Source organism: Paracnuella aquatica, from assembly GCF_003332885.2.
Classification (GTDB): Bacteria; Bacteroidota; Bacteroidia; order Chitinophagales; family Chitinophagaceae; genus Flavisolibacter; species Flavisolibacter aquaticus.
Genome location: NZ_QOWJ01000001.1, coordinates 797088 through 810338, shown reverse-complemented (window position 1 = coordinate 810338; position 13251 = coordinate 797088). Strand labels below are relative to the sequence as shown.

General features: G+C 48.9%; 10 protein-coding genes. 2 read left to right on the top strand and 8 right to left on the bottom strand.

All coding sequences use genetic code 11. The features are described 5' to 3' along the window. Positions 1 to 33: 33 nt before the first annotated feature. Both DRJ53_RS03520 and DRJ53_RS03515 read right to left on the bottom strand, forming a co-directional pair. Complete coding sequence (locus DRJ53_RS03520; protein ID WP_114234169.1) at positions 34 to 1590, bottom strand: acyl-CoA mutase large subunit family protein; 1557 nt, start codon at positions 1588 to 1590, stop codon at positions 34 to 36. A gap of 190 nt (positions 1591 to 1780) precedes the next feature. After that, positions 1781 to 2290 carry a DUF7935 family protein gene (locus tag DRJ53_RS03515; protein ID WP_114234168.1) on the bottom strand — a complete coding sequence of 170 codons (510 nt, stop codon included), beginning with the start codon at positions 2288 to 2290 and terminating at the stop codon, positions 1781 to 1783. Between the two features lie 85 nt (positions 2291 to 2375). On the opposite strand from DRJ53_RS03515, the gene DRJ53_RS03510 reads away from it, so the two are divergent. Next, positions 2376 to 2720 carry a HesB/IscA family protein gene (locus DRJ53_RS03510; protein ID WP_114234167.1) on the top strand — a complete coding sequence of 115 codons (345 nt, stop codon included), beginning with the start codon at positions 2376 to 2378 and terminating at the stop codon, positions 2718 to 2720. 238 nt (positions 2721 to 2958) lie between these two features. Here DRJ53_RS03510 and DRJ53_RS03505 read toward each other — a convergent pair whose 3' ends face one another. Then, positions 2959 to 5196, bottom strand: a complete 2238-nt coding sequence (locus DRJ53_RS03505) for a cation:proton antiporter domain-containing protein (RefSeq protein ID WP_114234166.1) — start codon at positions 5194 to 5196, stop codon at positions 2959 to 2961. 326 nt (positions 5197 to 5522) lie between these two features. Beyond that, positions 5523 to 8600: a protein translocase subunit SecDF gene (secDF, locus tag DRJ53_RS03500; RefSeq protein ID WP_114234165.1), complete on the bottom strand. Its 3078-nt coding sequence runs from the start codon at positions 8598 to 8600 to the stop codon at positions 5523 to 5525. A 468-nt stretch (positions 8601 to 9068) separates the two neighbouring features. Here secDF and DRJ53_RS03495 point away from each other — a divergent pair, with 468 nt between their 5' ends. Beyond that, positions 9069 to 10211, top strand: a complete 1143-nt coding sequence (locus tag DRJ53_RS03495; protein ID WP_277749253.1) for a pyridoxal phosphate-dependent aminotransferase — start codon at positions 9069 to 9071, stop codon at positions 10209 to 10211. 308 nt (positions 10212 to 10519) lie between these two features. Here the strand turns inward: DRJ53_RS03495 and coaE are convergent, their stop codons facing one another. The 4 genes from coaE to nusB all read right to left on the bottom strand — a co-directional run bounded on the left by coaE (position 10520) and on the right by nusB (position 13230). After that, a complete protein-coding gene (gene coaE / locus DRJ53_RS03490) occupies positions 10520 to 11125 on the bottom strand; it encodes a dephospho-CoA kinase (protein ID WP_114234163.1) in 606 nt (201 codons plus the stop codon). Between the two features lie 86 nt (positions 11126 to 11211). After that, complete coding sequence (yajC, locus tag DRJ53_RS03485; protein ID WP_114234162.1) at positions 11212 to 11541, bottom strand: preprotein translocase subunit YajC; 330 nt, start codon at positions 11539 to 11541, stop codon at positions 11212 to 11214. 100 nt (positions 11542 to 11641) lie between these two features. Further along, on the bottom strand, positions 11642 to 12088 hold the full coding sequence (locus tag DRJ53_RS03480) for a DUF1573 domain-containing protein (protein ID WP_114234441.1): 447 nt from the start codon (positions 12086 to 12088) through the stop codon (positions 11642 to 11644). A gap of 215 nt (positions 12089 to 12303) precedes the next feature. Continuing rightward, positions 12304 to 13230 (bottom strand): transcription antitermination factor NusB, encoded by a 927-nt coding sequence (nusB, locus tag DRJ53_RS03475; protein WP_114234161.1) that lies wholly within the window; start codon positions 13228 to 13230, stop codon positions 12304 to 12306. Positions 13231 to 13251 lie beyond the last annotated feature (21 nt).

Here is a 13251-nt window from a genome sequence, read left to right as displayed (position 1 = left end):
GGGCTATTCTTTTATAACCTATCATCATGTTATTTAACGGTATTCTCCATACACACCACGCAACACATCTGCAATTTCGCCTAACGTACAATAAGCTTCTGCCGCTTCAATTACCGCAGGCATCAGGTTTTCACCACTTTCCACGCATTGCTTAATTTGTTGAAGGCACAGTTGCACTGCTTCATCGTCCCTGCGCTGGCGCAATGCCTGCAGCTTTTCCTGTTGGGCCGATCTAATGCTGTCGTCAACCCTAAATACCGGCACCGAGTTCGTTTCCTCAACAACAAATTTGTTGACACCTACAATGATCTTTTCGCCGGTTTCGATCTGGCGTTGGTAGTGGTAGGCGCTGCGGGCAATTTCATCCTGCATAAACCCATTTTCGATGGCCGAAACCGCACCGCCCATGGTATCTATTTGCTCCATCAGTTCAGTAGCTTTTTGGGCAATTTCGGCAGTCAGCGCCTCTACAAAATAGGAGCCGGCCAGCGGGTCGACCGTGTCCGGTGTACCACTTTCAAAAGCCACAATTTGTTGGGTGCGCAGCGCAATACGGGCCGCTTCTTCGGTAGGTAAACTCAGCGCTTCATCATAACCATTGGTATGCAGGCTTTGGGTGCCGCCCAGCACTGCAGCAAGTGATTGTACCGTAACCCTTGCAATGTTGTTCAGCGGTTGTTGTGCCGTTAAAGTGCTACCGCCGGTTTGTGTATGAAAACGCAACATCATCGCTTTTGGGTCGGTGGCGCCAAGGCCCTTCATGATGTGTGCCCACATGCTGCGGGCTGCACGAAACTTTGCCACTTCTTCAAACAAGTTATTGTGGGCATTGAAGAAAAATGACAGTCGCTTGCCAAACACATTAATGTCGAGGCCTTTTTGCAAAGCAGCTTCCACGTATGCTTTACCGTTAGCCAGTGTAAAGGCAACTTCCTGCACCGCCGTACTTCCAGCTTCGCGAATATGGTAGCCTGAAATAGAAATGGTATTCCACTTTGGCAACTCCTTGCTGCACCATTCAAAAATATCGGTGATGATGCGCATGGATGGCTTGGGCGGGTAAATGTAGGTGCCGCGGGCTGCGTATTCTTTTAAAATATCGTTTTGAATGGTGCCCGAAATCTGCGACAAGTCGGCGCCTTGTTTTTTCGCCAATGCCACATAAAATGAAAGCAAAATAAATGCAGTGGCGTTGATGGTCATCGAGGTGCTCACTTCCTGCAGTTTGATGCCTTTAAACAAGGCCTCCATGTCTTCCAGCGAATCGATGGCCACGCCCACTTTTCCTACTTCGCCTTCGGCCAGCGCATGGTCGCTGTCGTAGCCGATTTGCGTGGGCAGGTCAAAGGCAACACTTAAGCCCATTACACCCTGTTGCAACAGGTAGCGGTATCTTTTGTTGCTTTCTTCGGCGGTTGAAAATCCTGCGTATTGGCGCATGGTCCACAAGCGGCCGCGATACATATCGGGCTGAACGCCTCGGGTGTAGGGAAATTGTCCTGGCTGCTCGGCTGCACTGGCCGGAACATCGGCGGCTGTATAGGTTTGTTTTATTTCAATACCGGCGTCGGTAAAAATTTTCTTGATCATTGGCAAAACAATAGAGACAAAATTATAGGGAAAATAGCGGCCCGAAAGATAAGCGCATTTGCAGGCCTTTCCATCCGACAGCGGCAGTACTATAAAAAGGGAATGCACCTAAATAGCCGGCATTCCCTCTATCATGATATGGTTTCAATGATTAGCTTGAACAAGCCTACAGCAATTACTGCATTCCTGTTTACTTCATCAGTTTTTTTGCTTCAAAATTCAGTGCATCCAACACAATGGTATGGAGCGCCTTTTCATTTTGGGCCATCACCACTTCCAGCACTTGTTTATTGAGGTCGCTGCCCTTGGCATCGGCGGGTAAAATGGCAGCGATCTGGTTGATGATGAGCATATTCTGGTCGCGCAGGTTGCGGATGGCGTCCCACGCTTCGGGGCTAACGTACACCTGCTGCGATGCGTTATACTCGTACTCCTGGCGGATATTGTCGATCAGCACGGCCTGCATCTCCCGGGCCGTGGCACCGGGATGGTTGAGGCGGCTCACCAGGTTGGGCAACGCAATGCGTTCGGCCAGCAGCACCAGCCGCTCGTAGGCGCCCAGCTTCAGTGGGGTGGCTTCGTATTTTTCAGCAGGCAGGACAGGGGGCTGGGCGGCGCCGCGGCGTGCCGTAATAAAGGCAACGATGGAAAACACCAGCGCCACTGCGGCAAGTGCTATTGCAAGGATCGATTCGTTCATACCAATGATTGTGGCGCAAATGTAAGAAAACAGTAAAAGCACATTTTTATGACATTGTTTTGGCCCTGCTGGGTAAATTTGCAGTATGGAAACCACGATTGAAACACCGGTAAGTTTTACCGAATCTGCGATAGCCGAATTAAAGCGCCTGATGAGCGAACCTGGCTTCGATCCGAAAAATTCCCTGCGTGTGGGTGTAAAAGGCGGTGGTTGTTCGGGAATGTCTTACGTGCTGGGTTTTGACGAAAAAACAGAGCGGGACAGCGAATATAATTTTGAAGGCCTCCAGTTTGTAATGGAAAAGGCCCATGAAATGTACCTGTTTGGTATGCAGATAGACTGGCAGGGCGGGCTCAACAGCCGCGGCTTTACCTTCAAAAATCCGAACGCTTCGACGACATGCGGCTGCGGAACTTCATTTGCAGTGTAGCGGTGAATGGGTAGTGGTGAGGAGTGAATGTTTGATGCGATTTTGCTAGCCTTTTTGGGTTTAGCACTGAATATTGTTTTATATAAAATGCCGGGTTGGTTCCCGGCATTTTATAGAGTACGATTGTATTAATTAGTTGGTCTGCGATCTAAGGCAATTAAATTCTAAAAATTATTCCATCAGGCGGAAAAACTTGCAGCAAATAATTCAATCCCTATTCACGATTGACCATTCACCCTCACGTCACTTTTTCCAGCAATTGCTTTTCGCCCACAATCCAAACCACATCGCCCAGCTCGAATGTAATCGTTGATTCGGGGTTCAATATCCGTACACCGTTCCGTTCAATGCCGACGACCAAGCCGTTTGTGGCGCTGCGCAAACCTGATTCGCGGATTGTTTTGTCTAAAAATGGCGAGTCGGGTTCGATGGTAAATTTATCGAGCTCGACTTCCGCGTCGCGGAAGTTTTCTGAAGTCTTACGGTCGGGACGGAGCACGGCGTTCATTTTAATGGCTTGTGCATCGGTACAGATCACAAACAGGCGGTCGCACGGAAAAATGCGTTCGTGCCGCTGCGGTACCACAATCGTAATCTGGCCGCGTTTGATCATGGCCACGTTCACGCCAATCTGTTCGCGCCAGCGCAGTTCTTCCAGCGTTTTGCCAATCACTGGCGACTCCGGCGCAATTTCAAATGTGGTGAGGTGCGCATCCCACGGCGCCAATGCCACGTTGCGGATACTGGCTGCCTGCTGCATTTCCATCAGTTCCTGTTGCAGTTCGCGGTCATTTAGGTTGGCAATAAAACGGCGTTCGAGGCGGTCGTACAGTACCTGTATTTTTCTGCGAAAAACGGCGAACAAAACAACCATGATGAATGCCGCGACCAGTGCGATGGTGATATCGAAAAACAGGTTGAGTACGAACAGGATAAAGAATAGCGCCAGTGCCAATTTCACGCCGCGCATGATCCAGATGGGACCGCGGTATTGCTGCTGGCTGAAGATGCGGGCAAACGACTCTGTTTGTTCGTTGCGTACCGTTAGCGCCCATAAAAACGGTGCCATTAAGAGCAGCGTTAAACTCGATGCAGAAACGGCGCCAATGCGGTCTTCAAAATATTCGCTGACAAACGGCAGCAACACTTCCGAAGAAAGGTAAATGATGGCGGTCAGCAATACTGAAAACACCACCAGGTTGATGATAAACGACCGCACTACTTGTTGCCAGTCGCTCACCGCCGAAATGGTTTGTGCTTCGGAACTATACTTGGCAAGTGAAAACTTTACTTTATCCGGCAATCTTTTATCGATCCAATTAAAAAATGGTGTGCTCCATTTAATTAAATACGGCGTGGTAAACGTGGTGATGCCTGATACCGCAACGATAGTAGGGTAAAGAAAATCAGAAGTTACATTCAGCGCCACACCTAGCGATGCAATGATAAACGAAAACTCGCCGATCTGCGCCAGGCTCATGCCAGTTTGCAACGATACTTTCAGCGTGTTGCCGGATATAAAGGCACCCAGCCCCGTCGTGATGATTTTACCAACAATACAAACAACTGTTATGATCAGAATCGGAACGATGTATTCACCGATCACACTCAGGTTGATCATCATACCCACCGACACAAAAAAGACGGCGCCGAACAGGTCTTTCACCGGCGCTACCAAGTGTTCAATTTTTTCAGCCTTGGTCGTTTCCGCCAGCAGCGAGCCCATCACAAAAGCACCGAGTGCTGCCGAAAAACCAGCATGGGATGCAAGAAACACCATCAGCAGGCACATGGCCAACGACACGATGAGCAGGATCTCATCATTCATCAGGTGCCGGGCTTTTTTCAACAGGGTTGGAATGAAAAAAATGCCGGCAACAAACCAAAGGATCATAAAGAACACCAGCTTTAAAATGGACAAGCCGGTTTCAACGCTAAAAAAAGATTGGGTGGTGGCAAAAGTGGACAACAACACCAGGATGCCGATGGCAATGATGTCTTCTACGATCAGGATCCCGAATACCAGCGATGCGAATTTTTTCTTTTTTAAATTAAGTTCGTCGATGGCTTTGATGATGATGGTGGTGGAAGAAACCGCCAGAACGGCACCCAGGAAAATGGAATCCATGGTGCTCCAGCCCATCAACTGCCCGGTGCCGTAACCGAGCGCCATCATACCGATGGCTTCCATGCTGGCCGCTACGGAAGATGAGCCGCCGACTTGTACCAGTTTTTTAAAACTAAACTCAAGGCCTAGGCTAAACAGCAAAAAGATTACCCCGAACTCGGCCCAAACCTGCACATCGCTTACTTCCAGGATGGATGGTGTAAATCGAAAATTGGGGCTCACCAAAATACCCGCGATGATATAACCCAATACCAGCGGCTGCTTCATCCACTTAAACAGCAGGGTTATTATTGCGGCCGCACCCAACATCAGGGCCAGGTCGGTGATCAATGGGGGTAAATGATGCATACTACAATCTTTTCCGCCGTGTGCTCCGTGCGGTGCCCACAGCCAGTTCCTAATGCTGTTTCCGTGAAAATTCCTCTTCGTAAGGCTAGCAAACGTTAGTGTGCCAACCGAAAAAGCGATCGCCTATTTGCCTGAAATTGCGCTTGGTGACTTGTACCGGCAGCGCAGCCGCCGGGTTTATTGAAAACGGGAGCCCATCCCGTTTTTGCGATTGTTCCAAAAATAAAAAAAACAAAGCCTGCAGCAGTCACCAATTTTCAATTTTTAAAAACAAAATGCCCCTGCTGGTGCAGGGGCATTTATAGTGAACCTGAAGGTTTTTTTGTTTAGTGCTTAGCAACGGCAGGCTTAGGAGCCGGTGCTTTCTCTGCAGGGTCTTTTACATCGCCCAACATTTTTTTGCCACCCAGGTCAACGAGGATAGGTGCGGCAACAAAGATGGAAGAGTAAATACCAACGATCACACCAATCAGCATCGCAAACGCAAAGCCGCGGGTAACTTCACCGCCCACCAAAAACAGGATGAGGATGGTGAGGAACACAGTTAGTGACGTCATGATGGTGCGGCTCATGGTATCGTTGATGGCCCGGTTGATGATGTTCTCTCGGCTGGCACCAACCATTTGGCGGCTGTATTCACGAATCCGGTCGAAGATTACAACGGTATCGTTCATCGAGAAACCAATGATGGTGAGGATGGCCGCAATAAAGTGCTGGTCAATTTCCAGCGGGAACGGCACGATGTCCTTTGCAAAAGAGAACACGATGAGGGTTACCAACACGTCGTGCAGCAGGGCCACGATGGTACCCAGCGAATAACGCCAGTCGCGGAAGCGCACAAAAATGTAAATCGAGATCAGCAGCACCGACCAGAAAGTGGCCCATTTGGCACCGGCTACCAGGTCATCTGAAATGGTAGGCAATACCTTGGTGCGGCCCAGCAGGTTGTCGTTGTCGAACTGCTGGAAGTTTTGTGCTTTTACGTGGTTGCGCAGGCCTTCATAAAGCTTCGCTTCAACTGCTTCGTCTACACCATCAGCATTATCATCGATGCGGTAAGCAGTGGTGATATCGAGCTGGTTGGCACCGCCGATGGTTTTGATCACCGGGCTTTCGCCAAATGCCTGTTCCAGGTCATTGCGTACGCCTTCGATGTTGGCGGCCTGGTCAAATTTTACAATAAACGAACGGCCACCTTTAAATTCCACGCCATAGTCAAAGCCGTGGAAAATCGAAGCTATACCCAGCACCAGCACCACTACGGAGATGATGTAAGCGATCTTGCGTTTTTCTACAAACTTGAAGTTGGCATGTTTGAAGATGCGGCGTGAAATAGGAGTGAAGTATTCGAGGTGGCGCTTTTTGTTGGTAAAAATGTCGCTGATCCAACGGCTAACGGCAATACCGCAGAACAGGGAAAGCAACAGACCCAGGATCTGCGTGGTAGCAAAACCTTTTACCGGGCCCAGACCAAACGAAAACAGGATGATGGCAGTCAATAAGGTAGTAATGTGACCATCGAGTACCGGCGGCAGCGAACGGTGGTAACCGTCGTTGATGGCCTGCTGGTACGATTTGCCCCGCGTCAGTTCTTCTTTAATACGTTCGTAAATCAGTACGTTGGTATCTACCGCCATACCAATGGTCAGCACCAAACCGGCGATACCAGGGGCAGTCAAAGTAGCGCCCAGACCGGTTAATACGCCAATGGTAAACAGCAGGTTCAGGACCAGGGCTATGTTAGCCACCCAGCCGCTGGTATTATAATATACCAGCATCAGGATAAAGATCACGAGGAACGAAATGCCGAAAGCCAGCACACCACCCTGGATCGCATCGGCGCCGAGGGTAGGACCTACCACCTGCTCCTGAACAATTTTAGCGGGAGCCGGCAGTTTACCTGCTTTCAAAATGTTCGAAAGGTCGGTAGCTTCTTCAGGGGTAAATGAACCCGAGATAGAAGAGTTGCCGCCTTCGATCACGTCGTTTACACGGGGAGCAGAGTAAACAATATTATCCAGGACAATTGCGATGGATTTGCCTTTGTTGGCGCGGGTCATGTTGGCCCAGGTGCGGGCACCTGCCGGGTTCATTTTCATGGTTACCTCGGGCTGGCCTGTGGTGGGGTTAAAATCCGAACGGGCATCCACTACGGCCTCGCCTTCCAGCGGCGCTTTGTCCATGCCTTTTGTTTTCAAACCATAAAGGGCAACAAAGTTTGCTTTCTTATTGTTTTCCTGTGTTTCCGGAATACCATATGCCCACTGGATATCGGCCGGGAAATTAGCCGCTACTGCAGGGTTGGTAAGGTATTGGCGAACAATAGAGGTATCACGGATCGCAACCAGGCCAATCTGGCCATTATCAACAGCCTGCCCGGTTTGCGGGTTTACCATGAAAGAAATGTACTGCCACAGGGTTTTGCGGCTGGCGCTGTCGGTGGTGGCTTTTGCAGCAGGTGTAGTGCCGGTTTTGCTCAGCTCTTCCGAAAGGCGTGCATTACCCGAATCAGGGGTTGCAGTGGCGGTAGTTGCGGTGGTGTCAACAGCGGGTTTTGTAGTATCTGCCGCTGCTTCTCCACCCATAATTACGTTAAACGCCTCATCTGCGCGACCAATGGATTGGCCGAGTTCCGAAATATTATATACTTCCCAGAACTGCAGGTTCGCCGAAGATTGCAGGTATTTGCGTACACGCTCCTGGTCCTGAACGCCGGGCAGTTCTACGGTAATAATGCCGCGGGCCGGGTCGGGGTTAATGTTGGGTTGTGCTACGCCAAATTGGTCAATCCGGGTACGCAATACGCGGAAAGTGCGGTTAAATGCTTCCGAAGCTTCGTCGCGGATCACGCCAACAACCTTATCGTCGCTGTCATTGATCTTGATGTCGGGGTTGCTGGTGTTGGCAAACAAGGAAGCAAGGCGACTGTTCGGCGCCAGCTTTTTGTATTCCTCCACAAACAGCGTTACGTAATCGGCGTTGGAGTTGGCTTTACGCTTGTTGGCGTTATCCAGCGCTTTCAGAAAGTTGGCATCTTTCGAGTTGTTGCTCATGGAGCGCAGCAGGCCCGAAAGCTCCACCTCCATGGTTACGTTGATACCGCCTTGCAGGTCGAGGCCGAGGTTCAGCTCGTTTTCCTTTGCCTGCTGGTAAGAAATGGCTCCCTGTATGCCGTAATGAACCGTTTCATCTTTGGTGCTGTCCAGGAGGCGCTTCAGGCGATCCTTGTACTGCAGTTCTTTAGTGATGGCATCAGCATTGGGGTAGTTGGTGGAAACATAGCTGTTGGCTTGTGCTTCCATCTTCTTTTCGTGGCTACGTACTACCCATGTAAACGATAGCTCGTAAATAGAATACAGGATTAATAAAATGGTGAAAAAACGGACCAGGCCTTTTAATTGCATACACGGAATTTTAAACGAGGGGCAAATATAGCCTTTTCGGTCTATATTCATACGCTAATTATGCACCCTAAAAAACGGCTGAAAGTGCCGTGAAACAAGCATTTAACAGGAAATAAAGTGTTTGCCCATATCGGCATTTAATTACAGGTGTTTTATTTTGGCAGGGGCTATTTTGCCTCAGCTACAAACATGAGTTTGCTTACTAATACACCCATCTTTCGGCAGATCTCTACAATCCAACGATTTCCTTAACTCGGGTCGTCTTCTATAATCACCTGCCACTTTCATTTTTATTATTTGTTCAACAAACACAGCCTGTTTTTTAATAAACAAAATATAGGGCACCTATTTGCTGCAAAAATTTCAAAATAAGTAGGAAGTGCTTAAATTCGCGGGCACTCTAAAAATGAAATTCCAATGGTATTAGCAGCGCGGCTACAACGATTCAGCGAGCCGGAAACCTTGAAAATGGCCAAACTTGGACGCGAACTGCGTGCCCAGGGCCACGATGTAATTGACCTTAGCTTAGGCGAACCCGATTTCGACGTTCCGGATCATATAAAGGAGGCTGCAAAAAAAGCCGTTGATGAAAACTGGAGCCACTACACGCCGGTGCCCGGCTACGTGGATGTTCGGGAAGCCGTTTGCCACAAACTGAAACGCGACAACGGGCTGGAATATGCCTGCGAAAATATCGTGGTTTCAACCGGTGCTAAGCAAAGCCTGGCCAATGTAATCTTGGCTTTAGTAGACCAAGGTGACGAAGTAATTATCCCCACACCGTACTGGGTTACCTACGCGGCGCTGGTGCAATTGGCACAAGGCAAGGTGGTGGAAATTAAAACCGACCTGGCTTGCGGATATAAAATTACCCCGGAGCAGCTCGAGGCTGCCATTACGCCGAAAACAAAAGCGTTCATGTTCTCATCGCCCTGCAACCCCAGCGGCGCCGTATATGCTAAAGAAGAACTGGAAGGGCTGGCCGAAGTATTTCGTAAACATCCCTCGGTTGTGGTGATCTCTGATGAGATTTACGAGTACATTATTTATGGCGAAAAACCGGTAAGCATTGCTGCACTGGAAGGCATGAAAGACCGCACTGTGATTGTAAATGGTTTGTCGAAAGGCTTTGCCATGACCGGCTGGCGTATCGGTTATATTGCCGGACCTGCAGCTTTAGCCAAGGCCTGCGAAAAAATCCAGGGCCAGATGACCAGCGGCACCAATTCGGTAGCACAGCGTGCCACCATCACGGCGCTTACTGCGCCGCTGGATGCTTCTGTGGCAATGGTCGAGCAATTTACCGCCCGTCGTGCCCGCATGGTAGAGCTGCTGCGGGGCATTGCAGGTATGGAACTGGCTGAGCCCGATGGCGCATTTTACGCATTCCCGCGGGTAGATGCGTTTTTTGGTAAAAAAGCGGCAGACGGTTCTGTTATTGCCAATGCCGATGACCTGTGCATGTACCTGCTGAACACGGCGCATGTTTCCACCGTTACCGGTTCTGCATTTGGCAACCCCGAGTGCATTCGTCTTTCTTTTGCCAACAGCATGCCCAACATTGAAAAGGGCCTCACCCGAATTAAGGAAGCATTGGAAAAATTGAACTAAGCGATGAAGTGAGCTAATTTTCTTAATTGCATAGAAGAACAGGCGGTCTCCAAAAGACCGCCTGTTTCGTTTTATTTATTCAAAAAGTTTCTGACGAAAAAAGAATGCGGCGATTTGCTATCTAAGTGTAATCATGTTAATGAGAAAATGTCATGCCGAACTTGTTTCGGCATCCCCTGCACATTCAGAAACTTCGAAGATTGAAGGAGATGCCGAAACAAGTTCGGCATGACAACCCTAAGGTTTAAAGATGTTACTTGATAGCATGTTGCTGTCAAACCAGCTGTGCAAAATCCTCTATAAAAAAGCTATTTCCATTGCACTGCAGCCGCCCGCTGCAACAAAACTTCATGCAATTCCAACACCTGCGGAATAAGCAATGCCTGTTCATCATTTTGCAACACAAAATCGCACAACTTCATTTTAATACTTTCCTCGATCTGCCGCGCCATGCGCGCCGCCACTTCTTCGCGGCTAACGCCATCGCGGTCCATCACCCGCTTCATCCGTAACGTCTTTGGGCTGCTTACACCAATCACCAGATCGATTCCGGCGGCGGAGCCGCTTTCAAAAAGTAGCGCGGCTTCTTTAATAAAATAAGGTGCGGTTTGCCGCGCCATCCATTGTTCCGCATCGCGGATGGTGGGCGGGTGCACTAAGCGGTTCAGCAGTTCCAATCTTGTGGGATCGGAGAACACGATCGCTGCCAGCTTTTTGCGATCCAGTTGTTCTTCAACATATATGTCTGCGCCAAAATGCAGCTTTAGATTTTCCCTTAATTCGGCATCGGTGTGGTACAACCGCTTCGATGCTGCATCGGCATAATACACCGGCACACCCAGCACTTCGAATATCTTCGCCACCGTGGTTTTACCCGAACCAATGCCGCCGGTCAGTCCAACTTTTAATGCCATGAATAAAAAATGTACAAAATAAAAAATCCGAAACCCAGAAAGCTACCTGCTTTGGACTTCGGATTTCATTCAAAAATATTTCGAGGTTATTTCTTATCGGTGGCCAACGCAGCTTTGTTCAGCTGGTTGCTCCATTCGAGGGAAATAGCCGATTTTTCGATTTTCAGGTAAGAGCCCGGGTTGATCTCCAGTTGCAGGGTGCCGTCTTCGTTTACGCGGTTTACCACGCCATGAATGCCGGCAATGGTTACCACGCGATCGCCTTTCTGCAGGCTTTCGATAAATGTTTTCTGCTGCTTTTGTTTTTTAGCCTGCGGACGGATAAAAAACAGCCAGAATACCACGATCATCAGTCCAAGAAAAATAAACTGGAAACCGCCGCCACCCGGCGCAGCTTGTAAAAGATACATGTTCATTATAGGTGATTAATAATTGAAGAAATTGAAAAAAGTGAAAGCTTAACACGCAGAACAAAAACTGCATCAGCATTATTGATTGCGTTTTGTTTTCCGCCTTTTATTTTACCACTTCTACGCGGAAGTTGAGTTGGTGGTAAGGTGTGCCGGTGGTGTTGGCATCAACCGAAATAGCTTTACGGTGTTCGCCTTCGCTTTGGCTGTTGCTGTCAAACTTTCCTTTGATCACGCCTTCCTCACCGGGAGCCAGTGGCGCTTCGGGTTTTTCGGCAACGGTGCAACCGCAACCGGGGCGTACACTTTGGATCACCAGCGGTTTGTCGCCGGCGTTTTTAAAACGCCACGAAATTTCCACCACCTGGCCTTTTTTTACTTTGCCCAAATCCTGGTAGGTGGAGTCGATCCACTGAATGGCCGTGTACGATGCAGTGTCGGCAATGGCGTTCACTTCGCTCATTGGCTCCGTGGCCGCAGTGGTGTTCGCATCATTTTGATTGCAGGCCGCCAGTGCAGCTGCTGCAAAAAGTATAGCAAAAACTTTTTTCATAAACATTTGTTTGCGGTGCAAAATTACAGGAATAGCGGAAACATGCGTATGCCGATGTGCTGTGGGTTGTTTGTGCCGCAACCGGCTTTTCAATTTTTGATAATATCCAACTCTGGTGCAGTCAAAATTCAACAATTAAAAAAGTCAAAATGCCAATCCTGTTTCGGATTTCGATTGCCAACTTTTCGGATTTTTTCAAACACACAAATTGCAGACTACGCTTTCCTGAAATCGGTCTTCTGCAGTTTGCCGGTTTGCACCAGCTCCTTATGAATGTTATCCAAAATACCGTTCACAAACTGGCCGCTTTGGGCCGTGCTGTATTCTTTCGCCAGGTCAATGTATTCGTTGATAGTAACCTTGGGCGGGATGGTATCGAAATATAAAAATTCGGCAACGCCCATCTTCATCAGGATCATGTCAAGCACGGCAATCCGCTCTGCATCCCAGTTCTGCAGCCGTGGATGGATAAAAGTTTCAAGGTGTTCCGCCTTTTCCAAAACCGCTTGCAACAGGCCTTTTGCAAAACTCCATTTATCGGCAGAAATAAGAGTGCGGAAATCAAAAGTGCCGGGTTTGGCCAGGTACATTTGAAACAGTTGGATGGCCATTTCACCATCATCATCCCAGTTCATGTACAGTTCTTCAATATGGCCCAGGAACGCTTCGTTCGGCAGGATGAGTTGCTCCCACACAAAATGTACAATGGCTCGTTCCTCGTCTTTTTTGCGTTCCGGCGAAGCGATGTACGCTTTGTATTCGGCCGACTCGGTGAGCTGCACATAAATGCGGCGCACCAGGTCTTTATCAATGCGGTGCACCAGCTTTTCGCTGTCGCGGGCCGCGGTAAATGAAGTGTCTTCTTTAATGCGCCACAGCAGTTCGTTGCCGGCAATTTTCGTATTTACATTCAGATCCTGTGCAGTAGGTAAATGCTTGGAAGCACGGTGGTGGGCGTCGGTTTCGGCGTACGACAATACCTGGTTCAAAAACTCGATCATGTAGATCAGCAAACTCCGCGATTCGTCGAAATGTTTTTGCAGCAACTTTACCGGTTCGCCTGGTTTTACTTCCTGTTCCAGGGTATCAATAGTATATAAGGTCTGCATCACTTTTACCCTGATATTTCTTCTGCTGATCATATGCAATGAGCTATTTTGAGC